This window comes from Streptomyces sp. NPDC090119 (genome assembly GCF_044747085.1).
Classification (GTDB): domain Bacteria; phylum Actinomycetota; class Actinomycetes; order Streptomycetales; family Streptomycetaceae; genus Streptomyces.
In genome coordinates, this window is sequence record NZ_JBIVDK010000008.1 from 25,400 (window position 1) to 52,116 (window position 26,717).

The 26,717-nt window shown below is 69.9% G+C and carries 19 protein-coding genes and 1 pseudogene; 11 read left to right on the plus strand and 9 right to left on the minus strand.

The window, feature by feature from the left end:
* Nucleotides 1-199 precede the first annotated feature (199 nt).
* The 3 genes from ACIPPM_RS29245 (at nt 200) to ACIPPM_RS29255 (ending at nt 5,184) form a co-directional block, all read left to right on the plus strand.
* The gene (locus ACIPPM_RS29245; RefSeq protein ID WP_401453183.1) at nt 200-1,168 is read left to right on the plus strand and encodes a Dyp-type peroxidase; all 969 of its coding nucleotides are present in this window, start codon (nt 200-202) and stop codon (nt 1,166-1,168) included.
* 116 nt (nt 1,169-1,284) lie between these two features.
* Nucleotides 1,285-2,721 (plus strand): glutamate decarboxylase, encoded by a 1,437-nt coding sequence (locus ACIPPM_RS29250; RefSeq protein WP_401453185.1) that lies wholly within the window; start codon nt 1,285-1,287, stop codon nt 2,719-2,721.
* Between the two features lie 165 nt (nt 2,722-2,886).
* Nucleotides 2,887-5,184, plus strand: coding sequence for an FdhF/YdeP family oxidoreductase (locus ACIPPM_RS29255; protein ID WP_401453187.1), 2,298 nt, complete (start codon nt 2,887-2,889; stop codon nt 5,182-5,184).
* Between the two features lie 63 nt (nt 5,185-5,247).
* Here the strand turns inward: ACIPPM_RS29255 and ACIPPM_RS29260 are convergent, their stop codons facing one another.
* Nucleotides 5,248-5,691, minus strand: a complete 444-nt coding sequence (locus tag ACIPPM_RS29260) for an Hsp20/alpha crystallin family protein (RefSeq protein ID WP_401453189.1) — start codon at nt 5,689-5,691, stop codon at nt 5,248-5,250.
* A gap of 189 nt (nt 5,692-5,880) precedes the next feature.
* Here ACIPPM_RS29260 and ACIPPM_RS29265 point away from each other — a divergent pair, with 189 nt between their 5' ends.
* Together ACIPPM_RS29265 and ACIPPM_RS29270 are read left to right on the plus strand one after the other, a co-directional pair.
* On the plus strand, nt 5,881-8,523 hold the full coding sequence (locus tag ACIPPM_RS29265) for an ATP-dependent Clp protease ATP-binding subunit (protein ID WP_401453191.1): 2,643 nt from the start codon (nt 5,881-5,883) through the stop codon (nt 8,521-8,523).
* 19 nt (nt 8,524-8,542) lie between these two features.
* Nucleotides 8,543-8,830, plus strand: a complete 288-nt coding sequence (locus ACIPPM_RS29270) for a hypothetical protein (RefSeq protein WP_393597613.1) — start codon at nt 8,543-8,545, stop codon at nt 8,828-8,830.
* Between the two features lie 74 nt (nt 8,831-8,904).
* Here ACIPPM_RS29270 and ACIPPM_RS29275 read toward each other — a convergent pair whose 3' ends face one another.
* A complete protein-coding gene (locus ACIPPM_RS29275) occupies nt 8,905-9,381 on the minus strand; it encodes a GreA/GreB family elongation factor (protein ID WP_401453194.1) in 477 nt (158 codons plus the stop codon).
* 43 nt (nt 9,382-9,424) lie between these two features.
* Nucleotides 9,425-10,840, minus strand: a complete 1,416-nt coding sequence (locus ACIPPM_RS29280) for a glucose-6-phosphate dehydrogenase (RefSeq protein ID WP_401453196.1) — start codon at nt 10,838-10,840, stop codon at nt 9,425-9,427.
* Between the two features lie 217 nt (nt 10,841-11,057).
* Between ACIPPM_RS29280 and ACIPPM_RS29285 the strand changes: the two genes are divergently transcribed.
* On the plus strand, nt 11,058-11,135 hold the full coding sequence (locus ACIPPM_RS29285; protein WP_370443954.1) for a 50S ribosomal protein bL37: 78 nt from the start codon (nt 11,058-11,060) through the stop codon (nt 11,133-11,135).
* A gap of 85 nt (nt 11,136-11,220) precedes the next feature.
* Here ACIPPM_RS29285 and ACIPPM_RS29290 read toward each other — a convergent pair whose 3' ends face one another.
* Nucleotides 11,221-12,666, minus strand: a complete 1,446-nt coding sequence (locus ACIPPM_RS29290; RefSeq protein WP_401453198.1) for a sugar porter family MFS transporter — start codon at nt 12,664-12,666, stop codon at nt 11,221-11,223.
* A gap of 241 nt (nt 12,667-12,907) precedes the next feature.
* Here ACIPPM_RS29290 and ACIPPM_RS29295 point away from each other — a divergent pair, with 241 nt between their 5' ends.
* The gene (locus ACIPPM_RS29295) at nt 12,908-13,897 is read left to right on the plus strand and encodes a cation diffusion facilitator family transporter (RefSeq protein ID WP_401453200.1); all 990 of its coding nucleotides are present in this window, start codon (nt 12,908-12,910) and stop codon (nt 13,895-13,897) included.
* A 7-nt stretch (nt 13,898-13,904) separates the two neighbouring features.
* On the opposite strand, the gene ACIPPM_RS29300 is transcribed toward ACIPPM_RS29295, so the two are convergent.
* A complete protein-coding gene (locus ACIPPM_RS29300) occupies nt 13,905-15,194 on the minus strand; it encodes a YhgE/Pip domain-containing protein (protein ID WP_401453202.1) in 1,290 nt (429 codons plus the stop codon).
* 269 nt (nt 15,195-15,463) lie between these two features.
* Between ACIPPM_RS29300 and ACIPPM_RS29305 the strand changes: the two genes are divergently transcribed.
* Both ACIPPM_RS29305 and ACIPPM_RS29310 read left to right on the plus strand, forming a co-directional pair.
* Nucleotides 15,464-16,006, plus strand: coding sequence for a DoxX family protein (locus ACIPPM_RS29305; RefSeq protein WP_401453204.1), 543 nt, complete (start codon nt 15,464-15,466; stop codon nt 16,004-16,006).
* Nucleotides 16,007-16,312: 306 nt separating this feature from the next.
* Nucleotides 16,313-18,616 (plus strand): FdhF/YdeP family oxidoreductase, encoded by a 2,304-nt coding sequence (locus tag ACIPPM_RS29310; RefSeq protein WP_401453461.1) that lies wholly within the window; start codon nt 16,313-16,315, stop codon nt 18,614-18,616.
* Nucleotides 18,617-18,698: 82 nt separating this feature from the next.
* Here the strand turns inward: ACIPPM_RS29310 and cydB are convergent, their stop codons facing one another.
* The 3 genes from cydB to ACIPPM_RS29325 form a co-directional block, all read right to left on the minus strand.
* Complete coding sequence (gene cydB, locus ACIPPM_RS29315; RefSeq protein ID WP_401453206.1) at nt 18,699-19,700, minus strand: cytochrome d ubiquinol oxidase subunit II; 1,002 nt, start codon at nt 19,698-19,700, stop codon at nt 18,699-18,701.
* A gap of 12 nt (nt 19,701-19,712) precedes the next feature.
* A complete protein-coding gene (locus ACIPPM_RS29320; protein WP_401453208.1) occupies nt 19,713-21,248 on the minus strand; it encodes a cytochrome ubiquinol oxidase subunit I in 1,536 nt (511 codons plus the stop codon).
* 289 nt (nt 21,249-21,537) lie between these two features.
* Nucleotides 21,538-22,797 (minus strand): helix-turn-helix domain-containing protein, encoded by a 1,260-nt coding sequence (locus ACIPPM_RS29325; protein ID WP_401453210.1) that lies wholly within the window; start codon nt 22,795-22,797, stop codon nt 21,538-21,540.
* A gap of 155 nt (nt 22,798-22,952) precedes the next feature.
* Between ACIPPM_RS29325 and ACIPPM_RS29330 the strand changes: the two genes are divergently transcribed.
* Entirely contained in the window at nt 22,953-24,695 is a 1,743-nt protein-coding gene (locus tag ACIPPM_RS29330; RefSeq protein WP_401453212.1) for a DUF3556 domain-containing protein, read from the plus strand.
* Nucleotides 24,677-26,125 (plus strand): annotated as a pseudogene (locus ACIPPM_RS29335) (phytoene desaturase family protein); the annotation flags it as partial. The gene ACIPPM_RS29330 and the pseudogene ACIPPM_RS29335, both read left to right, overlap by 19 nt.
* On the opposite strand, the gene ACIPPM_RS29340 reads toward ACIPPM_RS29335, so the two are convergent.
* Nucleotides 26,110-26,688 carry a hypothetical protein gene (locus ACIPPM_RS29340; RefSeq protein WP_401453214.1) on the minus strand — a complete coding sequence of 193 codons (579 nt, stop codon included), beginning with the start codon at nt 26,686-26,688 and terminating at the stop codon, nt 26,110-26,112. The pseudogene ACIPPM_RS29335 and the gene ACIPPM_RS29340 sit on opposite strands and share 16 nt — an antisense overlap.
* Nucleotides 26,689-26,717: the final 29 nt, after the last annotated feature.

Below are 26,717 nucleotides of genomic sequence, written 5' to 3' on the forward strand. Positions count from 1 at the left end.
AAAGTGTGAGTCGCAAAGGCTCAGCTTTACTTCCATAAACCCCGCTGCGCGGCACCGACGCAATGTGCGGCGCGACGAACGCGCGGAATTCGGCGCGGCCCCTGGGAACGGGCCGCGCCGTCGGCGTGAATCCGCACGACAAGCCGCCCGGAGCGTCTATGTTCGTCTCGCGTGCAAGCTGATCAGAAAGCAGGTTTCCATGACCGAGACACAGCCCGTCGTCGCTCCTCCGGCCAGGGCGGCGGTATTCCTCGTGGTCACCATCGACAAGGGCGGCGAGGACACCGTACGAGGCTTGCTGGAGGACGTGCAGTCGCTGCGCCGCTCCACCGGATACCGCGATCCCGACGCCCAGTTGAGCTGCGTGGTCGGCATAGGCTCCGCGGCCTGGGACCGCCTCTTCACCGGGCCGCGCCCCGCGGACCTGCACCCCTTCGTCGAGCTGGACGGTGAGCGCCACAAGGCCCCCGGCACCCCCGGCGACCTCCTTTTCCACGTCCGCGGCCGCCGCATGGACATCGTGTTCGAGCTGGCCCGGCAGTTCGCGCAGCGGCTCAAGGGCGCAGCCACGGTCGTGGACGAGGTGCACGGCTTCAAGTTCTTCGACGACCGTGACCTCCTCGGCTTCGTGGACGGCAGCGCCAACCCCGAGGGGGAGCGCGCCACCGACTCCGTGTACGTCGGCGACGAGGACCCGGACTTCGAGGGCGGCAGCTACGTCATCGTGCAGAAGTACCTGCACGACATGGACGCCTGGCACGCCCTGACGACGGAGGAGCAGGAGCGCGCCATCGGCCGGTCCAAGCTCGCCAACATCGAGTTCCCGGACGACGTGAAGGCCCCCGACTCCCACGTCATGCTGAACACGATCGAGGGCAAGGACGGCCGCGAGCTGAAGATCGTCCGCGAGAACATGCCGTTCGGCACCATCGGCGACGACGAGTACGGCACCTACTTCATCGGCTACGCCCGTACCCCCGACGTCACCGAGCAGATGCTCCGGAACATGTTCCTCGGCCGTCACCCCGGACAGCACGACCAGATCCTCAACTACTCGACCGCGGTCACCGGCTGCCTCTTCTACGTCCCCACCATCGCCTTCCTCGACGAACTCCCGGCGGCCCCCGAGAAGGCGGCCGAGCGGGAGATAGCCCTCGACGCCTCATAGCCCCACCACGCCTGAACGGACGGCACCGGCCCTCTCTCAGGGCCGGTGCCGTCCGTTCGTTCCGGCGCACCCCCGACCCCCTGCCAGCGGACGCTGATCGGAAACAGGAAGCACTCATGTCGCCTCTCTCGCACGGCACTTCCCAGCAGCCCGACGAACCCGCCCTCGCCGTCAACCCGTTCTTCGGGCAGGCGAACCCGGTCAGCGGAATGACCGAGGACCCGCCCAAGCACCGCCTGGCGGAACGGCCGTTGGCCCCCGACACCGCCTACCAGGTGGTCCACGACGAGCTGATGCTCGACGGCAACGCCCGGCTCAACCTCGCCACCTTCGTCACCACCTGGATGGAACCCCAGGCCGGGCGGCTGATGGGGGAGTCGCGGGACAAGAACATCATCGACAAGGACGAGTACCCGCGCACCGCGGCCCTGGAGCAGCGCTGCGTGGCGATGCTCGCCGACCTGTGGAACGCCCCCGATCCCTCGCAGGCCGTGGGCTGTTCGACCACCGGGTCCAGCGAGGCGTGCATGCTCGGCGGGCTCGCCATGAAGCGCCGCTGGACCCAGCGCAACGCCGACCGCTATCCCGGCAGCGCCCGCCCCAACCTGGTCCTCGGCATCAACGCCCAGGTCTGCTGGGAGAAGTTCTGCAACTACTGGGAGGTGGAGGCACGCCAACTCCCCATGAAGGGCGACCGGTTCCACCTCGACCCGCATGAGGCGGTCGAGCTGTGCGACGAGAACACCATCGGCGTCGTCGGCATCCTCGGCTCCACCTTCGACGGCTCCTACGAGCCCATCGCCCAGCTGTGCGCCGCCCTCGACGACTACCAGGAGCGCACCGGCATCGACATCCCGGTCCATGTCGACGGCGCGTCCGGTGCCATGATCGCCCCGTTCCTCGACCCCGACCTCGAATGGGACTTCCGGCTCCCGCGCGTCGCCTCGATCAACACCTCCGGCCACAAGTACGGCCTGGTCTACCCCGGCGTCGGCTGGGCGCTGTGGCGGGACAAGGCGGCGCTGCCCGAGGACCTGATCTTCCGGGTCAACTACCTCGGCGGCGACATGCCGACCTTCGCCCTCAACTTCTCCCGCCCCGGCTCCCAGGTCATCGCGCAGTACTACACCTTCCTGCGCCTGGGCCGCGAGGGCTTCCGCGCGGTCCAGCAGGCCACCCGCGACGTCGCCATGTCGCTGGCCCAGAAGGTCGAGGACATGGGCGACTTCAAACTGCTGACCCGAGGGAACCAGCTGCCGGTGTTCGCCTTCACCACCGCCGACCACGTCACGTCGTACGACGTCTTCGACATCTCCCGCCGGATGCGGGAGACCGGCTGGCTGGTGCCCGCGTACACCTTCCCGCCCGACCGCCAGGACCTCGCCGTGATGCGGGTGGTGTGCCGCAACGGCTTCACCCGCGACCTCGCCGACCTGTTCGCGCGCGACCTCGCCCGGCTGCTGCCCGAACTCCGCGACCAGCCGCACCCGATGGTCAGGGACCGCAAGGCCGAGACCGGCTTCCACCACTCGGAGAACCGCGAGGAGCGGTAACCCCGCCAAAAAGGTTCCCTGTACAGGCACTTGCCGTCGCCCCACGCCGCACGCGCGCCGTGGGGCGACGCCGTTCCTGGTCACGGCCGCGCCCAAGTGTCCTAGGCTGGGCGGCACTCGCGTCATGTGCACGCAGCGAGTCGGCCTGGAACACAGGGAGTTGTGATGAGCCAAGACACGTCGGGACGACCCACCGAAGACGCCGAGAAGCGGGCCCCGGAGTTCCAGCCCTACCACCACCCGGCGGCAGGCTGGGGCGCCGCCAAGAGCGTCACGCGCTTCCTGATACGTGAGCGCGAACTCCTCGAGGGCCCCAAGGCCATCCAGAAGATGAACCACGAGGGCAAGGGCTTCGACTGCCCCGGCTGCGCCTGGCCGGACGACCTCAAGGGCCTCAGGCTCGACATCTGCGAGAACGGCATCAAGCACGTCACGTGGGAGATGACCCACAAGCGCGTCGGCCCCGCCTTCTTCGCCGCCCACACCGTCAGCGAACTCGCCACCTGGAGCGACGCCGCGCTGGAGGACCAGGGCCGCCTCACCCACCCCATGCGCTACGACGCGGACACCGACACCTACGTCCCCATCTCCTGGCAGGACGCCTTCGAACTGGTCGGCAGCACCCTGCGCGGACTCGACAGCCCCGACCAGGCGTCGTACTACACCTCCGGACGGCTCGGCAACGAGGCCACCTTCCTCTACCAGTTGATGGCGCGCGAGCTGGGCACCAACAACCTGCCCGACTGCTCCAACATGTGCCACGAGGCCAGCGGCCGGGCCATGCAGGCCGCCCTCGGCACCGGCAAGGGCACCGTCGACCTGGAGGACTGGGAGAAGACCGACGCCCTGTTCATCATCGGCGTCAACGCCGCCTCCAACGCCCCCCGCATGCTCACCTCGCTCGCCGAGGCGTACAAGCGCGGCGCGAAGATCGTGCACATCAACCCGCTGGTCGAGGCCGCCGCGACCCGCACGATCATCCCGCACGACTTCGTGGACATGGCGCTCAACCGCGCGACCCCCACCAGCTCGCTCAACCTCCAGCCGCGCATCGGCGGCGACATGGCGCTGCTGCGCGGCATGGCCAAGGCGATCTTCGCGGAGTCGGAGACCAACCCCAAGGCGCTGGACCAGGAGTTCATCGACCGGCACACCTCGGGCTTCGCCGAGTACCGGGCCGTCGTCGAGGCCACGCCGTGGGAGGAGCTGGAGCTGCAGTCCGGGCTCGGCCGGGCCGAGATCGAGGCGGCCGCCCGCATCTACCGCGACGCCGACCGCTCCATCTTCAGCTGGTGCCTGGGCGTCACCCAGCACGAGCACGGCGTGGACACCGTCCGCGAGATCGTCAACGTCCTGCTGCTGCGCGGCAACCTGGGCCGTGAGGGCGCCGGTCCGTCCCCGGTGCGCGGGCACAGCAACGTGCAGGGCAACCGCACCTGCGGCATCGACCACCGGCCGTCCAAGGAGTTCCTGGACCGCCTCGCCGACGTCTGCAAGATCGACCCGCCCCGCGAGCACGGCCTGGACACCGTCAACACCATCGAGGCCATGCACACCGGCGACGTGAAGGTGTTCGTCGGCATGGGCGGCAACTTCGCCCTCGCCGCGCCGGACAGCGTCTACACCTTCGACGCGCTGCGCAAGTGCGAGCTGACGGTGCAGGTCAGCACCAAGCTCAACCGCAGCCACCTGGTCCACGGCAAGCAGGCGCTCATCCTGCCCTGCCTCGGCCGCACCGAGAAGGACGCGCAGCTCACCGGCGAGCAGGGCACCTCGGTCGAGGACTCGATGTCCATGGTCCACCTCTCGGTCGGCATGAAGCGCCCCGCCTCCAAGCACCTGCTCTCCGAGCCCGCGATCATCGCCGGGATGGCACGGGCCGCGCTGCCCGACAGCGCCACCCCCTGGGAGTGGTACGTCGAGGACTACGACCGCATCCGCGACACCATGGCCAAGGCGCTGGAGGGCTTCGAGGACTTCAACCGCCGGGTCCGGCTGCCGCTGGGCTTCCGCATCAAGCAGCCCGCCCGGGAACTCGTCTTCCGCACCTCCTCCGAACGCGCCGAGTTCTCCAGCGCCCATCTGACCGACGTCATCCCCGAGCCGGGCATGCTCAAGCTCGGCACGATGCGCTCCCACGACCAGTGGAACACCACGATCTACTCGGACGACGACCGCTACCGGGGGGTCAAGAACCTGCGCACCCTGATCTTCATGAACAAGGAGGACATGGCCGAGCGCGGGCTGAAGCTCTTCGACGAGGTCGACATCACCAGCATCGCCAAGGACGGCAGCAAGCGCAGCGTCCACGGCTACAAGGTGATCCCCTACGACATCCCGCAGGGGTGCGCCGCCGGGTACATGCCGGAGATGAACGTGCTCTGCGCGATCGGCGACTACAGCACCCAGAGCGACCAGCCGCTGATGAAGAACGTCAACGTCGTGGTGACGCCCACCGCTTAACGGGCACACGAAAGCGGTCGGCCCTTTTCATGGGAGCCGACCGCTTTCGAATGTGCGGACTTCTCAGAAACCGATCTCGATCGTGCGCCGGGTCGCCGCCTGGGATTTGGGCAGCCGGACCGTCAGTACGCCGTCGGAGAGATCGGCCTGTACCGCCTCGACATTCACGTCACCGGGTACCCGTACCCCGTAGGAGAAACTCCCCGACCTGCGGCGCAGGGCGTTGCCCTCGGTGTTCTCGTCGAGCGCGCCGTGAATGTGCAGTTCGCGGCCGTCGACCTCGATGTTCACGCTCTCCCGCGGAATGCCGGGCAATTCGGCGCGGACCAGATAGGAGTCGCCCGCGTCCTCCTCCTCGACCAGCGGCATCCAGTGCCGGGTCGGCTCGGTGGGCTGCGCGGACTGCTCCACCAGGCGGCTGACCTCGCCCCACAACTGCTGGAGCTCCACCACGGGATCGTGTCCGGCCCACCAGGCCGACCTCGCAACGCCCGCACGTTCGCTCATGCCCGGACTCCTCTGCTTCTCGCGTGCATATAAGGAGTGTGCACAACCCGCTCGACACCGGCAGCAAGGCCCTGGCAAATGGGTGAGGGAAACCCGGAAAACCCTTGGGGGAGCTAACTTCCTCGGGTTGCGAGGCCCTGGACATCGCGGTTCAGTGAAAACCTGATCCGTCGCGCCCCAGGAGCTGCCATGTCGATGTCGTTCGGTTCACCGTTCGGTTCCTCCGACCCTTTCAGCGACCTGCTGAACCGGTTCTTCGGCATGTCACCGGCGTCATCGCCCCCCGCGGTACAGCGAGTTCCCATCGGACGGCTGCTGACGGAGTCCTCGCAGGAACTGCTCAACCTGGCCGCGCAGAAGGCCGAGGAGGACGGCACCTCCGACCTGGACACCCAGCAGCTCCTGTGGGCCTGCACCAAGGTCGAGCCCTCGCGCAGGCTGCTCGCCCAGGCCGGGGTCGACCCCGACAAGCTCGCCGACCAGATCGACGCGGTGCTGCCCGCCGAGTCCGGCACCCCGTCCGCCGAGCCGGGCCTCACCCCCGCCGCCAAGCGCACCCTCGCCGACGCCTTCGCACAGTCCCAGGCGGCCGGCAACTCCTACATCGGCCCGGAGCACATCCTCGCCGCGCTGCTGGACGACGCCGACTCCGGCGCCGGACGCCTGCTGACCGCCGAGGGCGTCGACGGCAGGAAGCTGGCGTCGCGCACCGAGCAGGCCGCCCGGCAGGACCAGGGCAAGGGCGCCGGCGGACCCACCAGCACCCTGGACGAGTTCGGCCGCGACCTCACCGAGGAGGCCAAGCAGGGCAAGCTGGACCCGGTGGTCGGACGCGCCGACGAGATCGAGCAGACGGTCGAGATCCTCTCCCGCCGCTCCAAGAACAACCCGGTCCTCATCGGCGAGCCCGGCGTCGGCAAGACCGCCATCGTGGAGGGCCTCGCCCAGCGCATCGTCATCGGGGACGTCCCCGAGACCCTGAAGGACAAGCGGGTCGTCGCCCTCGACATGTCCGGCCTGGTCGCCGGTGCCCAGTACCGCGGCCAGTTCGAGGAGCGGCTGAAGAAGGTCATCGAGGACGTCCAGGCGTCCGAGGGCGAGATCATCCTCTTCATCGACGAACTGCACACCGTCGTCGGCGCCGGTGCCACCGGTGAGGGCTCGATGGACGCGGGCAACATCCTCAAGCCCGCCCTCGCCCGCGGTGAACTGCACGTGGTCGGCGCGACCACCATCGACGAGTACCGCAAGTACGTCGAGAAGGACGCCGCCCTGGAGCGCCGCTTCCAGCCCGTCATGGTGCCGGAGCCGAGCGTCGCGGAGACCGTGCTGATCCTCGAAGGGCTGCGCGACGCCTACGAGGCCCACCACCAGGTCCGCTTCGAGAACTCCGCGCTGGAAGCCTGCGCCGGGCTCTCCGACCGGTACATCACCGACCGCTTCCTCCCGGACAAGGCCATCGACCTGATGGACCAGGCCGGTGCCCGCGTCCGGCTGCGCAGCGCGGCCCGCTCCACCGAGGTCGTCGCCCGCGAGGACAAGATCGCCAAGCTGCGGCGCGAGCTGGACGAGGCCGTCTCGGGCCAGGACTACGAGAAGGCGAACGACATCAAGGGCAAGATCGCCGAGGTCGAGGGCGAGGTCGCCGGGATCGAGGAGCGCCGCGAGGGCGTCATCACCGTCACCCCGAACGACATCGCGGACATCGTCTCCCGCCGTACCGGCATCCCCGTCTCCCAGCTCACCGCCAGCGAGAAGGAGCGGCTGCTGAAGCTGGAGGAGGAGATGCACGCCCGCATCGTCGGGCAGAACGAGGCCGTCACCGCCGTCTCCCAGGCCGTGCGCCGCAACCGCGCCGGAATGGGCGACCCCGACCGCCCGGTGGGCTCCTTCCTCTTCCTCGGCCCCACGGGTGTCGGCAAGACCGAACTCGCCAAGGCCCTCGCCGAGCTGCTGTTCGGCGACGAGGACCGCATGATCCGCTTCGACATGAGCGAGTTCCAGGAGAAGCACACCGTCTCCCGCCTGGTCGGCGCGCCTCCCGGATACGTCGGCTACGAGGAGGCCGGGCAGCTCACCGAGAAGGTCCGCCGCCAGCCGTACAGCGTGATCCTCTTCGACGAGATCGAGAAGGCGCACCCGGATGTCTTCAGCACGCTGCTGCAGATCCTGGACGACGGGCGGCTGACCGACGGGCAGGGCCGTACCGTCGACTTCCGGCACACCGTGATCATCATGACGTCGAACATCGGCGCCCATCTGATCCTGGCGCACCAGGGCGACGTGTCCGAGATCAAGGACGAGCTGCTGGAGGAGCTGCGCGGCCGCTTCCTGCCGGAGTTCCTCAACCGGATCGACGACATCATCATCTTCCACAGCCTCACCGAGGACGACCTCTCCCAGATCGTCGACCACCTGCTGGAGCAGACCCGGCGCCGGGTGGAGTCCCAGGGGTTGCACCTGGAGGTCACCGAGGCGGCGAAGAAGCTGCTCATCGCGCACGGCAACCAGCCGGAGTTCGGTGCCCGGCCGCTGCGCCGCACGATCCAGTCCGAGCTGGACAACCGCATCGCCGAGCTGCTGCTCAGCGGTCAGACCGAGCCCGGTGACACCATCGTCGCCGACGTCAAGGACGACTCGCTGCACGTCACCGTGCGGGGCCCGGGCGACAAGAAGGCCGAGAAGTCGGAGAAGGGCGACAAGGGCGACGAGCCCGCCGGGAAGAAGGCGGCCGCCAAGAAGACCGCGTCCGGCGGCAAGAAGAAGGCCGACACCAAGGACGCCGACGCGAAGGACGCCGGTACCAAGGACGCCGACGCGAAGAAGGACTGACGGCGGCAAGGAGAACCCCATGGCGCACCACCACAAGTCCAACAAGGAAGTCGAGGGCGACCCCGACTACGGTCACGGCCGCGGCCTGCCGCGCCGTCCGGACGAGCCGCAGCTGCAGGAACGCACCCAGGAGGACCGGCGCGACGTCGGCCTGCCCGTCCGGGAGCAGGAGAGCCCCGAGCGGAGTTACGAGCAGGAACGCGCCGAGATCGACCGCCAGGTGGACCGGGGCGAGGTGGACACGGGTGACCTGACGCGCCGCCAACGCGAGGAGGAGGACCCCTTCCCGCCGTCGCACTACGACTGACCCCGCCGACGACGAGAGCCTGGGCGGACCGGACATCGCGTCCGGTCTGCCCAGGCTCTTCGTCGTGTGTGCTCTCAGCCCTTGTCGCCGGGCGCGCCCAGGGAGACCACGACCGCGGTTGCCTCGCCGTCCGGGGCGTCGTAGCTGACCGAGTCGCCGGGGACGCGGCCCATGAGCGCGCGGCCCAGCGGGCTGTCCGACGTGACGAGCTTCGGGTCGCGGGCGTCGGCGATCTCGCCGATGTGCAGCGTCTCCGTGGTGTCGTCCGCGAACCGGACGGTGACCGTCGTGCCCACCCCGACCACGTCGGTGGACACCGGACCCCCGATGTCCGCCTGGCGCAGCCGGTCCTCGACCCGGTCGATACGTTCGTCCAGCCGGTTCAGCTGGTCGGCCCGCTGGATCTCGTCGGCCTGGTCGGCGCGGTCGCCGACCTCGTCGGAGTCCTTCAGCGTCGCGGCGACCGTCTTGCGCTCCTCATGCAGATCGGACAGTTCCTGCTCGAGCGCCTCGCGTGCGGCGGCGCTGATCGGCTCGGGGTCACCGGTCATTCTCGCTCCAGTGCTACAGAAGGAAGTGCTGGACAGCAGCACCCTACTGGCGCGACCCCGGAGCGGGCGGCACCTCGGGCACCCAGGGCCGCTGCCAGGGCGGGCTGCCCGCCACCAGGGCGTCGGCCTGCGGCGGGCCCCAGGAGCCCGGCGGATAGGGGTGCACCGGCGGGGGATAGGTCAGCAGGGGCTGGACGATGCGCCAGCACTCCTCCACCGCCCGCTGCGGCGCGAAGTACTTGTCGTCGCCGGTCAGCGCCGCGTACAGCAGCCGCTCGTACGGGGCCAGCGGCTTGCCGAGTTCGCGGGCGAAGATGGTGTCCAGCGGGACCAGCCGCCAGGTCGACGCCTCGTCCAGCGCCGAGAGTTGGAGCCGCATCCCGGCCTCGGGGTCGATGCGCAGCACGATCTGGTTCCCGGCGACCCGGCCGGGGTCGGGCAGGAAGCCGAGCCGGGGCGGTTCGCGCAGGATCAGCCGCACCTCGGTCACCCGCACCGGAAGCCGCTTGCCCGCGCGGATGAACACCGGCACCCCGGCCCACCGCCAGTTGTTGATCTCCAGCCGGAGCGCCGCGTACGTCTCCGTGGTCGAGTCCGGTGCCACGCCCGGCAGTTGCTGGTAGCCGAGGTACTGGCCGCGCACGTACTCGTGGACGTCGGCGGCGGGCATGGCGCGCAGCACCTCGATCCGCTTGTCCCACAGGTCGGTCGCGCTCGGCCCGACCGGCGGGTCCATCGCCACCAGGGCCAGCACCAGCAGCAGATGGTTCTGGATCACGTCGCGCAGCGCGCCCACTTGGTCGTAGAAGGCGCCGCGGTCCTCGACGCCGAACTCCTCGGCCATCGTGATCTGGATGGAGACCACGCTGTCCCGGTGCCACAGTTCGGCGAGAGCGGAGTTGGCGAACCGCAGGTACTCCAGCTCGATGACGGGTTCCTTGCCGAGGAAGTGGTCGACCCGGAGGATCTGGTTCTCGTCCAGCACCGCCGTCAGCCTGCGGTCCAGCGCGCGCGCCGAGGCCAGATCGTGCCCGAACGGCTTCTCCAGCGCCACCCGCGCCTGCCCCAGCAGCCGGGCGGACGCCAGCTGGTCCACGATCGGCGCGAACAGCGAGGGCGGGGTCTCCAGATAGAACAGCGGGCGACGGCGCCGCCCCAGCTCCTGGGTCAGCCGCACATAGGTCTCGGGCGCGGTGAGGTCTCCGGACACATACGCCAGCCGTGCGGTCAGTCGGTCGAACACCGCCGCGTCGACCGACCCCTCCGCCTCCTCCACCGACGCACGCACCAGCCCGGCCAGCTCCTCGTCGCTCATCTCCCGTCGGCCGACCCCGATCACCGGGCAGTCGAGCAGCCCCCGGCCCTCCAGCTTGTACAGCGCGGGGAACGTCATCTTGCGCGCGAGATCCCCGGTCACCCCGAAGATCACCAGGGCGTCGGCTTCCCAGGTTCCGGCCATCGGCGGATGCTCCTCACCCCGGCGGCGGGCGCACGACGGCGCCCCCTTTCTCGGTCCCTCGTATCGTCCGTGCCCCGGACCCGGCGCGCGACTCGGGGCGTGCGCCCCGGCGACTGTGCTCGAGGGGCATACCGGCATGTATGGTGTCCGGACCGCGGGGCAGGAGATCATCCGTCCCCGCACCGAACGTGCCCGACCACGCCAGAAGGAGGCTCGCATGTCCTCGAAGCGACGCCGCAAGAAGAAGGCCCGCCGCAAGAACGGCGCCAACCACGGCAGCCGGCCCCAGTCCTGAGACGACGGCCGCACCGGGCCCGGTCACCTCACCCCGAGGCGGCCGGGCCCGGCTCTTTTCCCGCGCCCGGCCCTTTTCCCACCCCTCAGATCCGGCTGCGGTCCCCGGCCCGGCGGCCGGTGTCGTCCCCGGCCGGGCCGGAGCGCCCGAACCGGGCCTGGAGGGCCGCGTCGACCTCCTCGAAGGACCGGTCCTTCGTCTCCGGCACGAACCGGGCCACGAACAGCAGCCCGCAGAAGCAGATCGCCGCGAACACCAGGAACGTCTCACCCTGCCCGATCGCGGCCGCCACCGGCAGGAACGCCTGGCTGACCGCGAAGTTGGAGATCCAGTTGGTGGTCGTCGCCGTGCTCGACCCCAGCGCCCGCACGGACGGCGGGAACACCTCGCCGACCAGCACCCAGAAGATGGGCCCGAGACCGCCCGCGTAGGCGGCGATGTACAGGATCATGCACAGCAGGGACAGCTCGGAGTTCCAGCCCGCGATGAAGCTCAGGCCCAGCAGCGCGACCAGCACCGCCATCCCGGCCAGCGAGATCAGCAGCAGGGTGCGCCGTCCCGTCCGGTCGATCAGCCGGGTCGCCACGATGGTCATCACCAGGTTGATGACGCCGATGAACACCGAGTAGAAGATCGAGTTGGAGGCGCTGAGCCCGGTCTTCTCGATGATCGTCGGCGCGTAATAGATGATCGTGTTGATGCCGCCGAACTGCTGGATGACGGCCATCACCACGCCCACGATCAGTGCCGGCCGCACCTTCGGGCCGAGCAGCGTCCGCCAGCCGGGTCGGGGCGCGTGGGCGCCGTCCCGGTGCCGCAGCCCGGTCACCACCCGCTCCGCCTCGTCCTTCGGCAGCACCAGCGTCAGCACTTCGCGGGCCTCGGACCAGCGGCCCTTGCGCACCAGCCAGGGCAGCGACTCCGGGAGCACCAGCAGCGCGCACAACGTCAGCACGGACGCCGGGACCGCGCCGAGCGCGAACATCAGCCGCCAGTCCCCGCTGCCCGAGAAGGCCAGGTCGATCAGATACGACACCAGGATGCCCACCGTGATCATGAGCTGGTTGGCGCTCAGCACCCGGCCCCGGATCGCGGTCGGGGAGATCTCCGAGAGGTACACCGGCACGGTCGCCGAGGCCGCGCCCACCGCGAGCCCGAGCACGACCCGGCCGACCAGCAACTGCCAGTACGTCGGCGCGGTCGCGGCGATCGCCGTACCGAGGATGAAGACGGCACCCTCCAGCGCCACCGCCTTCTGGCGCCCGATGGCGTCCGCGAGCCTGCCCGCGAGCAGCGCGCCCACCATGGCGCCGACCAGCAGGACGGAGACGATGGTGCCCTGCTCGGCGGCCGACAGGTGGAAGTCGCGGGTGATGAACAGCAGGGCGCCGGAGACCACCCCGGTGTCGTAGCCGAAGAGGAAGCCGCCGACGGCGATCAGCGCGGCCCAGCGGTAGATCTTCCGCAGGCCCTCCGGGGGGACCTCGGTGACCGGTCCGTGCGTCCCCGGCTCACGGGAGAAGCCCTGCATCTGCACGTCCTGTCGTCGTCGGGCACGGGAGGCGGCCGTCACAGCGCGGCGCGGGCAAGGTGTTCCGCGCCCGGGCCCGGCCGAAACGGCACCCGGACCCGCCCGGCCCCGAATCCCCCGTACGGACCGGCAACGCTGGCCGCCGCGCGGCGCACCACCGACCCTGGGGTGGCGGCACCCCGCGATCTCCGCCACGGAAGAGGGCTACTGTCCGGCTATGAGCGAACAGGGTGAACCCGGAATGGAACGAGGGACGAACGCGGGCAAGGGCCCCTACCTGGACGCCCGCGTCGGCTCGGCCGGCGGGCCCGGCGCGGGTGGATCGACCTTCACCGTGCTCGTGGCGGCCGCCGCCAACTTCGGCGTCGCCCTCGCCAAGGCGGTCGCCGGTGTCCTCAGCGGCTCCAGCGCCATGCTCGCCGAGGCCGGGCACTCGGTCGCCGACACCATCACCGAGGCCCTGCTCTTCGTCGCCCTCAAGCGCAGCAAGAAACCCGCCGACGACGACCACCCGCTGGGCTACGGCCCCGAGCGGTACATCTGGGCCCTGCTCGCCTCCGTCGCCACCTTCGTCGGCGGCGGCGTCTTCGCCGTGTACGACGGCATCCACGCCCTCACCCACGACGAGAAGCCCGGCAACCCGCTGGTCTCCTACATCGTGCTCGCCGTCGCCTTCGTCCTCGAAGGGCTGTCGCTGCGCACCGGCTGGCGGCAGGCCACCGGCCGGGCCGAACACTTCCGGGTGCCCATCCTCCGCTACCTCCAGCACACCCCCGACACCGCCGTGAAGGCCGTCGTCATGGAGGACTCCGCCGCCCTCGTCGGCCTGGTGCTCGCCGCCCTCGGCCTGCTCGGCGGACAACTCACCGGCTCCGGCGTCTTCGACGGCATCGCCTCCATCCTCATCGGTGTGCTGCTGGTCGTCGTGGCCTACATCCTCGGCCGCGCCAACACCGAACTCCTCGTCGGCCGCGCCCTGCCCAAGCCCATGCGGGAAGCCGTACTGCGCGAACTGCGCTCCGTGGACGCCGTCCAGGACGTGATGGAGCTGACCACCCTGGTGCAGGGGCCGGGGGAGATCCTGATCGCCGCCAAGGTCGACTTCCGCGACGTCTCCACCTCCGCCCAGATCGAGTGGGCCTGCGAGGAGGCGGAGACCCGGCTGCGCACCCTCATCCCGGCCGTCAAGCGGGTGTACCTGGACCCGACGCCGCCGCGCCTGCCGGAGTAGCGGGCGCTCACCCCGGCTGCGGCACCATCCGGTGCAGGCCCCGGCGGTCGTAGTAGCGGGTCGCCGCGAAGCCGAACGCCAGGGCCACCACGAAGCCGATCGCGATCATCACCCAGCCGCGCCCCAGCCCGGCGTCGGCGCGGGCGTCGAAGTAGAGGATCGCCCGTACCCCGGCCGCCAGTTGACGCATCGGCTCGAAGGCGCCGAGGAACCGGTAGAACCCCGGCACCGCCTCCAGCGGCACGGTGGCGCCCGAGGACGGCAGCGCGAACGCGATGAAGACGAACATCGACACGAGCTGTCCCAGGCTGCCGAAGGCCGCGTTGATCGCCTGCACCCCGAGCCCCACCGTCAGCACCGCGCAGTACGAGAACACCCACAGCAGACCCGGATGCGGGGCGTCCATGCCCAGCACGCCGATCGTCGCCAGCATGATCAGCGAGGTGGTCAGCAGCGCGAGTCCCGCCGTCATCACCATCTTCAGCACCAGCGTCTGGGTCCGGCTGATCTCCACCGTCGGGCGGCGCGAGTGCCAGGGGCCGATCTCGGTGTCCGCGTAGCCGAGCGAGCTGTCGACGCCGTTGTGGACGATGTTGCCGCCGATGAACCCGGCCAGCACCAGCAGCAGTGCGTAGTAGAAGGCGCTCAGCCCCAGACCGCTGTGCGCGCCGATGGGATGGCCCACCTCGATACGCACCTCCACCGGGTCGGCGACCAGCAGCCGGGTCGTCGCGCTCGCCCGCTTCACCTGCGGGGACGCCGACAGTTGCTCGCCGACCGAGACCGACACCCGGTGCGCCGCGGTCTGGGTGATCCGGCCCGCCAGCGAGGAGGCCAGGCTGCCCACGCCGGGGTTGGTCAGCGTGGTCAGCGCCGGGCGGCTCTTCGCGTCCGCGGTGGCCAGCGCGCCGACGGTCGCCGTGAAGTCCGCCGGGATGACCAGGGCGCCGTACACCTTGCCCGACGCCAGCTGGTCCTGGGCCTTCGCCCGTGACATCGGGCGCCAGCGGACGCGGCCGTCGGAGGTGCCGGAGGAGAGGATCGAACGGGCGGCCTGCGTGCCGATGTTGGCCTGCTGGCCCGGCAGCGGCTTGCCCTCGTCCTGGTTCACCAGCGCCACCGGCATCCGGTGCAGGCTGCTCTCGGGGGTGAGGATGCCGCCCATGTACAGCAGCGACAGCACCAGCGCGACCAGGGAACTGAGCACGGCGGGCATCAGCCACAGCTTCCACCGCCCCAGCAACCGCGACGCGCTCACCCTCGGTCCGGACGCGTGCGGGGGCATCCCGGCAGCCATACCACTCCAAGAGGTGCAGTCGGCGGCAACCGCCGAACGGGCGGCGGCGAGGGGCCCGCACCGTACGTTCGGCCGCCGGACCGCACCGCCTGCGGACGCAAGCCGACGATAGAGCGCGGACACCGGAACGTGCCGCCACGACACCGGCCATCTGCTCCGGACGCCCGCGGGGGACGGACCTCGTCCGTGTCTTTCGGGGGGCGTACGGCCCCGTTGGTCGCTAGCGTGTTGCGCAGTTCGGACCGCTCCGCAGACGGAAGGACCTCCCCATGGGCCGACGCAAGGACCTCGGACTGCTGGCCGTACGCCTCGGCACCGGCGGCGTACTGGCCGTCCACGGCGCGCAGAAGCTGCTCGGCTGGTTCGGCGGCGGAGGCATCGAGGGCACGGGCAAGTTCATGGAGTCCATGGGCTTCAAGCCCGGCAAGGCCAGCGCCATCGCGTCCGGCTCGGCCGAGCTGGGCGGCGGGGTCCTGCTCGCCCTCGGCCTTGCCACCCCGGCCGCCGGTGCCGCCGTGGCCGGGGGGATGGGCGGCGCCGTCTCCGTGCACGTGCCCAACGGGTTCTTCGCCACCGCGGGCGGCTACGAGTACCCGGCCTACCTCGGCTACGTCGCCACCTGCATCGGCCTGTCCGGTCCCGGCCGTTACTCCCTGGACCGCCTCATCGGCTACCGGCTCGACCGGCCCCGCCTGGTCCTGCTCTCCTTCGCGCTGAGCGCGGCCGGAACCGCGGTCGTCGTGGCCCGCCGTGAGCAGGTGCTCGCGGCCCAGCGGCGCGAGGAGACGGCGCCGGTCACCCCGGCTCCATGACCGGGTCGCATATGCGAGCATAAACCGTCGAATTGCCTCGGTATTGCGGCACGGAACTCGGTCGCCGGGATCGGATTCCGTGCCGTTAATTGTCCTCGGGAAATGATTTGCTGACGTCCGGGAAAGAATTCACGAGGTCCCCCGGAAAAACCCCGCTCGGCCTTTGTTTTCAAGGGCTGCGCGTCGCGTGGCGGGTGCTGAAACGCCGACATACTCTGGCCTAGAGCTCCATATAGAGATATGGACGCACGCCGCGACGGCGGAAGGGTGAGAGCCTTGAGCACCTTGGACGAAGAACAGTCACGGATGATGGAGGCGGAGTCGGATCTCGAGCCCCGCGTGGGCCCGATCCCCAAAGGGGAGCCGTACTTCCACCCCTACCACCACCCCGCCGCGGGATGGGGCGCCGCCAAGAGCGTGACCAAATTCCTGCTGGACGAGGGAACGCTGATCGAGGGCCCGCGGGCCATCATGAAGATGAACCACGAGAACGGTGGTTTCGACTGTCCCGGATGTGCCTGGCCGGATGACACCAAGGGCCTGAAGCTTGACATCTGTGAGAACGGAATCAAGCACGTCACGTGGGAACTGACCCACAAGAGGGCCGACCGTGAGATGTTCGCCCGCCACACGGTGAGCGAAATGCACGAGTGGAGCGACTACAAGCTGGAGGACCAGGGCCGACTCACCGAGCCCATGGTCTACGACGCGGCCACCGACCACTACGTCCCGATCTCCTGGCACGACGCGTTCGAACTGGTCGGACGCCACCTGCGCAACCTGGAGAACCCCAACCAGGCGTCGTACTACACCTCGGGGCGGCTCGGCAACGAGGCCACGTTCCTCTACCAGTTGATGGCCCGTGAGCTGGGCACCAACAACCTGCCCGACTGCTCCAACATGTGCCACGAGGCCAGCGGACGCGCCCTGACGGCATCCCTCGGCACCGGCAAGGGCACGGTCGACCTGAAGGACTGGGAGGCCACGGACGCCCTGTTCATCATCGGCGTCAACGTCGCCTCCAACGCGCCCCGCATGCTCACCTCGCTGACCGAGGCGTTCGACCGCGGCGCGCAGGTCGTGCACATCAACCCGTTCATCGAGGCGGGCGCCACCAAGGCGATCATCCCGCACGACTTCCTGGACATGGCCACCTTCCACGCCACCCGGACCAGCACCCTGGACCTCCAGGTGCGGGTCGGCGGCGACCTGGCGCTGCTGCGCGGCATGGCCAAGGCGGTCCTGGAGCAGGCGAAGACCGACCCCAAGGCCATCGACAGCCAGTTCATCCAACGGCACACCGCCGGCTTCGACGAGTACCGGGCGCTGTGCGAGGCCACCCCGTGGGAGGAGCTGGAGCGTCAGTCCGGGCTCAGCCGCGCGGACATCCTCAAGGCGGCGCGGATCTACACCGACGCCGACCGCTCCATCATCAGCTGGTGTCTGGGCGTCACCCAGCACGAGCACGGCGTGGACACCGTCCGCGAGATCGTCAACCTGCTGCTCCTGCGCGGCAACCTGGGCCGCGAGGGCGCCGGTCCGTCCCCGGTGCGCGGGCACAGCAACGTCCAGGGCAACCGCACCTGCGGCATCGACCACCGCCCCGAGCCGCAGTTCCTGGACCGGCTGGCGGAGGTCTGCAAGATCAACCCGCCGCGCGAGCACGGCCTCGACACCATCGGCACGCTCCAGGCGATGAACCGGGGCGACGTCAAGGTGTTCGTCGGCATGGGCGGCAACTTCGCCCTCGCGGTGCCCGACTCGCCGTTCAGCTACGAGGCGCTGCGCAACTGCGACCTCACGGTCCAGGTGAGCACCAAGCTGAACCGCAGCCACGTCGTGCACGGCAAGGAGGCGCTGATCCTGCCCTGCCTCGCCCGCACCGACAAGGACCACCAGCGCACCGGCGTGCAGAGCATGTCGGTCGAGGACTCGATGTCCATGGTCCACCTGTCGGTCGGCATGAAGCGCCCGGCCTCCAAGCACCTGCTCTCCGAGCCCGCCATCATCTCCGGCATGGCGCGCGCCGCCCTGCCCGCGAGCCCCACGCCGTGGGAGTGGTACATCGAGGACTACGACCGCATCCGCCACACCATGTCCGAGGTGCTGGACGGCTTCGAGGACTTCAACCGCCGGGTGCGGCTCCCGCTGGGCTTCCGCATCAAGCAGCCCGCCCGTGAGCTGATCTTCCTCACCGAGTCCGGCAAGGCGGAGTTCTCCCACGCCAAGCTGCCGGACGTGGTGCCCGCGCCGGGCATGCTGACGCTCGGCACCATGCGCTCGCACGACCAGTGGAACACCACGATCTACTCGGACAACGACCGCTACCGGGGCATCAAGAACCTGCGCGAGCTGGTCTTCATGAACGAGGACGACATGCGCGAGCGCGGCCTCTCCGAGTTCGACCCCGTCAACATCGTCTCCACGGCGAAGGACGGCAGCCACCGCTACCTCGACGGCTACCTCGCCATCCCGTACGACATGCCGCGCGGCTGCGCCGCGGGCTACATGCCGGAGATGAACGTGCTGATCGCCCTGTGCGACTACAGCACCCAGAGCGACCAGCCGCTGATGAAGCAGCTCAAGGTCCACATCACCGCGGCGACCTGACCGGCGAGGCGACGGCACACACCACACGGGCGGGCCCCCTCCGATTCGGAGGGGGCCCGCCCGTTCCGTCACGCCGCGGTGCTCAGTGACCGGCCGGGATGTGGTGCACCCCGATCCGCTTGCTGAACACCCAGTACGTCCAGCTCTGGTAGATGATGATCAGCGGGGCGAAGATCGCCGCGACGATCGTCATCACCGTCAGCGTGTAGGAGGCGGACGAGGCGTTGGCGACCGTGAGCGACCAGGCCGGGTTCAGCGTGGACGGCATGACGTCGGGGAACAGCGTCAGGAACAGCATGGCGAACGACGACACCACCGTCAGGGCGGAGAAGACGAACGCCCAGCCCTCCCGGCCCAGCTGGTTGAAGAACAGGGCCACGAGGATCGCCGCGAACGCCACGATCATGACGCCCAGGCTCTGGCCGTTGCCCGAGTTCGCCTGCGTCCACAGCAGGAACGCGAGCAGCAGCAGGAGCGAGGCCAGGCCCAGCACGGGCACCAGCTTCCGGGCCCGCTCGCGGATCTCACCGTCGGTCTTCAGCGCCGCGAAGATCGCCCCGTGGCAGGTGAACAGCACCAGCGTGGCGAAGCCGCCCAGGATCGCGTACCCGTTGAACAGGTCACCGGGCGAGCCCACGTAGGACTTCTCGCGGTTGATGGCGACGCCCTGGACCATGTTGGCGAAGATCACGCCCCACAGGAACGGGATGATCACCGAGGTCCAGAAGGTGACCTGCTCCCAGCTGAGCTGCCAGCGCATGCTGTCGCGTTTGGCGCGGTACTCGAAGGACACGCCGCGGCCGATCAGACAGAGCACGATGATGAGCAGCGGGATGTAGAAGCCGCTGAACAGGGTGGCGTACCAGTCCGGGAAGGCGGCGAAGGTCGCGCCCGCGGCCGCGATCACCCAGACCTCGTTGCCGTCCCAGACGGGGGCGATCGTGTTGATGAGGACGCGCCGTTCGGTGCTGTTGCGGGCCATCGTCTGGGTGAGGACACCGACCCCGAAGTCGAACCCCTCGAGGAAGAAGTAGCCGACCCACAGCAGGGCGATCAGGATGAACCAGAGATCGTAGAGATGCATGGCCGTCCGTCCTCAGTAGGCGATGGAGAGTGGCTTGTCCTGGTCGTCCGGGGACATGCGCAGGCTGGGGTCCTTGGTGGGCGGCCGTTCGTCGACGTCGGGCCCCGGTTTCGCGTACTTGACCATGAGGCCGCCCTCGACCACCGCGAGGATCGCGTAGAGGACGCTCAGCGCGACCAGGGAGCCGACCTGGGTGCCGACGCTGACGTTCGGTGATACGGCGTTCGCGGTCTTCATCAGGTGGAACACCACCCACGGCTGACGGCCCATCTCGGTGAAGATCCAGCCGAAGCTGTTGGCGAGCAGCGGGAAGCCGAGGGTCAGCGCGACGACGCGCCAGCTCCACTTGGTGAAGAAGTCGTTCATCTTGATCTTGTCGGTGATCATCAGGTTCGGCGGCTCGTCCTCACCCGTGCGGTACCGGGGTTTCAGCCAGAACTTCTTCCGGGTGAGCCAGATGCCGATCACGCCGATGGTGAAGCTGGTCATGCCGAAGAAGATCATGAGGCGGAAGCCCCAGTACGTCATGAAGATGTTGGGGATGTAGTCCTCGCGGCTGCCGCCGAATTGCTTCACCTGTTCGTCGGCGCGGTCGTTGATGCCGGGCACGGGGGAGTGGAAGTTGCTCTTGGCGAGGAAGGACAGCGCGCCGGGGACCTCCAGCGCGACGTCGTTGCGGCCCTTACCGACATTGCCGACCGAGAAGATCGAGAAGGGGGCCGGTCCTTGCGTGTCCCACAGGGCCTCCGCCGCCGCCATCTTCATCGGCTGCTGTTCGAACATGACCTTGGCCAGCCGGTCGCCGCTCAGCGCGGTGAGGATGCCGGCGATGGCGCAGACGACCAGGGCCAGCTTGAGCGAGCTGCGCATGGCGGCGATCCGCTTGCGGTTGGTGTCCTTGCCGCGCTTGGCCCGCCACAGGTGGTAGGCGGAGATGCCCATGACGAAGGCGGCGCCCGTGATGAACGCCGCCGTCAGGGTGTGGAAGACCTGCACCAGGGTGGTGTCCTGGAACAGGACCCGCCAGATGTTGGTCAACCGCGCCTTGCCGTTCGCGGGGTCGATCCGGTAGCCGACGGGGTGCTGCATGAAGGAGTTGGCGGCCAGGATGAAATAAGCGGAGAGAAGGCTGCCGATGGTCACGATCCAGATGGTCGCCAGGTGGATCTTCTTCGGGAGCCGGTTCCAGCCGAAGATCCACAGTCCGATGAACACGGACTCGAAGAAGAAGGCGATGAGTGCCTCCATGGCCAGCGGAGCGCCGAAGACATCACCGACGAAGCGCGAGTAGCTCGACCAGTTCATGCCGAACTGGAACTCCTGGAAGATGCCCGTGACCACACCCAGCGCGAGGTTGATCAGCAGGAGCTTTCCCCAGAACTTGGTGGCGTGGAAGTACTTCTCCTTCCCGGTCCGCACCCAGGCCGTCTCCAGACCGGCGACGATGCCTCCGAGGCCGATGCTGAGCGGGACGAAGAGGAAGTGGTAGACGGTCGTGACACCGAACTGCCATCGGGCAATGGTCTCCTGAGCGATTGCAAGTTCCACTACGTCCTTCTCTCGCTCGATCCGGCCGCAATCTGGATAAAAGGTATCTCCAGGGCATAGTCGCGTCGACTCGGGGAAAGGCGTTCGCGCACCTGCCCGGCGCCGTTCGAGTGAGGCGTGAATCGCGGGGAACGCCGGGGTGGCGATAGGGCTGGCATCTGCGTGCTTCATCGGGCATTGAGGTTCTCAAGTGCGTATCTAGATACCTGTTTCCGAGCCCGCGCCCGCTATGGGCGGACGCGAATAGATGCGTATTTCTTTATTGCCTGTCATCACTTATCGCCTGCCATCACTTGAGGACGGCGTCCCCGAGCCAGTGCGCGGCGAGCAGCGCGGCCCGCACGTTGAAGTCGTCCGACGAATCGTCCGACGATCCGTCCACTCCGGCCGGGAGCAGCGCGATGGCCCGGCGCACCCGGTACTGGACCGAGTTGCGGTGCAGGTTCATCGCCCGCGCGGCCGCCGCGTGGCTGCGGCGATGGGCGAGGAACACCCGCAGCGTCTCGCGCAGGGTGGCACCGCGCGCGTCCCGCCGGGCCAGCTCCCCGAGCGTGTCCGTCACGAAGTCCCGTACCGCCGGGAGGTCACCGGCCATCAGCGCGACCGGTGCGACCTCCGCGAAGTGCACCCAGTGCGCGCCGCCCGGCGCGGCCGCCCCGGAGAGCCTCGTGGCGAGGATCTCCCGGACCTGAGCTGACTGGCGGGCCGAGGTGCGGAAGCCGGGAAGGCCGACGCCCGGCCGCCCCACGGCGGCATGCAGGACGGTGCCCTCGGGCGCCGCCAGGCCGTCCCGCCACCGCCGTTCGCCCCCGGCGGGCAGCGCCAGCCACAGCCGGGCCTCGCGCTCGTCGGTCGGCACCACCAGCGCGGCGCGGGCCCGCAGCACCGCCACCGCGTGCGCCCGTACCTCGTCCACGGCGGTGACCAGGTCGAACGAGGTCATCGCGGCCACCGGCCACAGCGTGCAGGCGACATGCACCGCGTCCAGCGGATAGCGCAGCGCCCGCTCGGCGGCCGCGCGGTCCACCGGGCCACCGCCGAGCAGCGCGCCCACCCACTGCTGGCGCACCCCGCCCTGGCTCGCCACCCAGCGCTCCCGCTCCCGCTCGTAGGCGCGTCCGACCTGCTCGCAGACCTGGTCGATGAACAGCGCCGAGCGGCGCACCACGTCGAGGACGAGCGAGACCCGCTGCTCGGCGGGCAGGTCGTCGAGGTGCGCGAAGGCGTGGTCCAGCACCCGGGAGTGGCCGATGCGATAGGCGCGGACCAGCGCGGAGAGCGGCACATCGCGCTGGGCCAGCACCCGCGCATAGGCCAGGGCCGCGGACGGGGCCTCCAGCAGCTCCGGGGCGAAGTCCTGCTGGAGGAAGTTCAGCCCGGCCACCACGTTCTCGCTCAGGCTCGCCTCCAGCAAGGAGCGGGTCGCGGCGTCGTGGTCGAGGGCGTCGATCTGCACCAGGGTCAGCCGGACCAGATCCGCGATCATGGCCTCCCGCGTCCCGCGCAGCCGGTCCACCAACTGGCCGACCAGGGCCTGTTCCATCGGCATGACCGCACTGTAGAGCCGCCCGGCGGCCACGCCAGTGTGCTCGGCGCACAAAGGCGCCCGCCGATGTTGTGACGCGCGGCCGTCGTCAGCGGGCTCCGCGCGCCCCTACCTTCGGCTGGACTCCGTACGGCCCGCCCAGCGAAGGCGTGATCCCTATGGGCTTCATGAAACCCCGGCTGCTCCCCGTCGACCCCGGCACCTACCGCACCCTGCCCCGCCGCGACCGCCTGGAGGCCCTGACCCGGCACTGGGTCGAGCACGGCTTCGGCAGCCCCTCGTCGGTGTATCTCTTCTACGTCGTCAAATGCGCGCTCTACCTCGGCGGAGCGGCGCTGGTGATCTCGACGACGCCCGGCCTCGGACCGGTCACCGAGGTGGCGTCCTGGTGGTCCGAGCCGGTCGTCTACCAGAAGCTGATCGTCTTCACCCTGCTGTGGGAGGTCATCGGGCTCGGCTGCGGTTCCGGCCCGCTGTCCTCCCGCTTCCTCCCGCCGATCGGCTCCGCCCTGTACTGGCTGCGCCCCGGCACCGTCCGACTGCCACCCTGGCCCGGCAAGGTGCCGTTCACCCGGGGCGACCGGCGCGGGCTCATGGACGTGACGCTCTACGCGGCCGTCCTCGCCTCCGGCGTCCGGCTGCTGCTCGGCCGCCCCGACGACACGGGGCTCCTCGACCCGACCACCGCCGTGCCGCTCATCGTGGCCCTGGCGGTGCTGGGGCTGCGCGACAAGACCGTCTTCCTCGCCGCGCGCGGGGAGCAGTACGGGCTGTCGCTGCTGGTGTTCTTCTTCCCCTACGACGACATGCTCGTCGGCTTCCAGCTGATCATACTGGCCATCTGGTGGGGAGCGGCCACCTCCAAGCTCAACCACCACTTCCCGTTCGTGGTCGCCACCATGATGAGCAACGCGCCCCTGGTCCCCAACCGGCTCAAGCCCCGCTTCTACCGCGACCACCCGCGCGACCTGCGCCCCTCCCGCCTGTCGTTCCTGCTCGCGCACGTCGGCACCGCCACCGAGTACCTCGTCCCGCTGTATCTGGTCCTCCTCGGCGACGGCGGCCCGTGGACCTGGGCGGCCCTGCTCTACATGGTCGTCTTCCACCTGCACATCCTGTCGACCCTGCCCATGGGGGTGCCGCTGGAGTGGAACCTGTTCTTCGTCTTCTCGCTGTTCTTCCTCTTCGGCGCCCACGGCGACCTCACCGTGTGGGACCTCCACTCGCCCTGGCTGCTCGTGGTGATCCTGCCGAGCCTCGTGCTGCTCCCGCTGCTCGGCAACCTCCGCCCCGACCTCGTCTCCTTCCTCCCCGCGATGCGCTACTACGCGGGCAACTGGGCCACCAGCGCCTGGCTGTTCACCGGGGACGCGCTCGAGAGGCTGGAAGCGGGCCTGACCACGAGCGCCCGGCTCGCCCCGCACCAGATGGCCACCCTCTACGACGCCGACACCGCCCTGCTGCTTGCCGCCAAGGCGGAGGGCTGGCGCGCCATGCACTCCCACGGCCGCGCCCTCAACGGCCTGGTGGAACGGATCACCGACGGCCAGGACGGGGTCACCGTGCTGGAGGGCGAGCTGATCGCGGGGTTCGCCCTCGGCTGGAACTTCGGCGAGGGCCACCTCCACGACGACCAACTGCTGCGCGCCGTACAGGCCCGCTGCGCCTTCGCGCCCGGCGAGATCCGGGTGATCTGTTTGGAGGGTCAGCCCCTGCACCGGCAGACTCAGTCCTATGAGATCCACGACGCCGCCCTCGGCCTGCTGGAGAGCGGCCACGTCGCGGTGCGCGACATGCTGACCCGTCAGCCCTGGCCCACCGACGGCCCCGGCTACCCGGTGTACGACGTACGCCGGACGCGCCCGCTGTCCGAGCCGCGCCCGCTGGACAGCACCTCATGACCTCGGCCGTGGTCGTCGGCGGCGGACCCAACGGGCTCGCCGCCGCCGCCCTCCTGGCCAAGGCGGGCCTCGACGTCACCCTCCTGGAGGCCGCCGACGAGGTCGGTGGCGGTACCCGCAGCTACGAGGCCCTGCTGCCCGGACTGCTGCACGACCACTGCTCCGCCATCCACCCCATGGCCGTCACCTCACCGGCCCTGCGCGAACTGGACCTGGCCCGGCACGGCCTGCGCTGGCTCCTGGCCGACATCGACTGCGTCCACCCCCTCGACGACGGCACCGCGGGCGTACTGATGCGCTCCGTCGCGGACACCGCCCGTCTCCTCGGCGCCGACGGCGACCGCTACCGGGCGCTGATCGAACCCTCCGTACGGCACTGGGAGGCGCTCGCCGGAGAGGTCATGGGCCCGCTGCTGCGCATCCCCTCGCACCCGCTGCTGCTCGCCCGGTTCGGCCTGCCGACCACGCTGCCCGCCACCGCCCTCGCCCGGCTCTTCCGTGAGCCGTCGACGCGGGGTCTGTGGGCCGGGATCGCCGCCCACGCCTTCCGCCCGCTGACCCGCCCGCTCACCTCGGCCATCGGCCTCGGCATCCTGGTCTCCGGGCACGCCGCCGGATGGGCGGTGGCGGAAGGCGGCTCGCAGTCCATCGCCCGCGCGCTGGAGAAGGCGCTGCTCGGTCACGGCGGCACGGTCCACACCGGGGTACGCATCACCGACCACCGCCAGATCCCATCCGCCGACGTCACCCTGCTGGACCTCGACCCCGGCCAGGCCGCGAGCATCTACGGGGATCGGCTGCCCGCCCGGACCCGGTCCGCCTACCGGCGGTTCCGCCGGGGCCCCGGCGCCTTCAAGATCGACCTGGCGGTCGAGGGCGGTATCCCCTGGACTCACCAGAAGGCCCGGCGCGCCGGGACCGTGCACCTCGGCGGCACGATCGACGAGATCGCGCGGGCCGAGCGGGACGTGACGGCCGGACGCATGCCCGAGCGGCCGTTCGTCCTGGTCGGCCAGCAGTACCTGGCCGACCCCGGCCGCTCGGTGGGCGACGTGCACCCCGTCTGGGCCTACGCCCACGTCCCGAACGGCTACACCGGGGACGCCACGGAGGCGATCCTGCGGCAGATCGAACGGTTCGCCCCCGGCGCCCGCGACCGCATCGTGGGCGTACGCGCCACCACCCCGGCCGGTTTCGCCGCCGCCGACGCCAACTTCGCGGGCGGCGACATCCTCACCGGCGCCAAGACCGCCCCCCAGCTCATCCTGGGCCCCCGCCCCACCCTCGACCCGTACACCACCGGGCTGCCGGGCGTCTTCCTCTGCTCGGCAGCCACCCCACCGGGCCCGGGCGCCCATGGCATGTGCGGGGCGGGCGCGGCGGCTTCGGCGCTGCGGTACCTGGGCGCCGCCTCTCACCAGCCGAGCTGAGCCTCGCCCAGGACCTCGCCGCCTGTGCGGGCGGCGAGGTTCCGGGCTCTGGGCAGGTCGCCCCACTTGTCCACATGGACGAAGACGGTGTGGTGCTCGGTCCACCTGTTCCACTGCGCCGCGTCGCCGTGGAACACCACTTGGACGCCGTCGTGGTTGACCGACCCCTGCGGCCGGTCCGCCTCCAGGTCCTCGGGCCACCGGCCCCACCAGATCATCGCGGCCGTCCCCTCGCCGAGGGCCGCCACGAAGCGGTCTTCGACGCGCCCCGCCGGGCAGTCGTACGAGAAGTCCACCGGCAGGTGCGGCTGGACCTCGGCGTCGGCAGCCGTCCGCAGATCGAGGTCGGGCCCGCCGGAGTCGTGGGTACGCACAGGCACGTGGATCTCCGCGTCGGGCAGGCCCGCGGCCATCCTCCGGACATCCGCGACCGTCCGCAGGTCGGCGGAGAGCCAGACCTCGTCGTCACGTCGCGCCAGCAGCGCGCACAGGCGCGCGGCCTGTGCGTACGCCGCCGACTTGTCGGTGGTCCGGAACACCGGATAAGCCCGGGAGTTGCCCATGGTCCGAACCCTCACACGTCCCCGTCCAC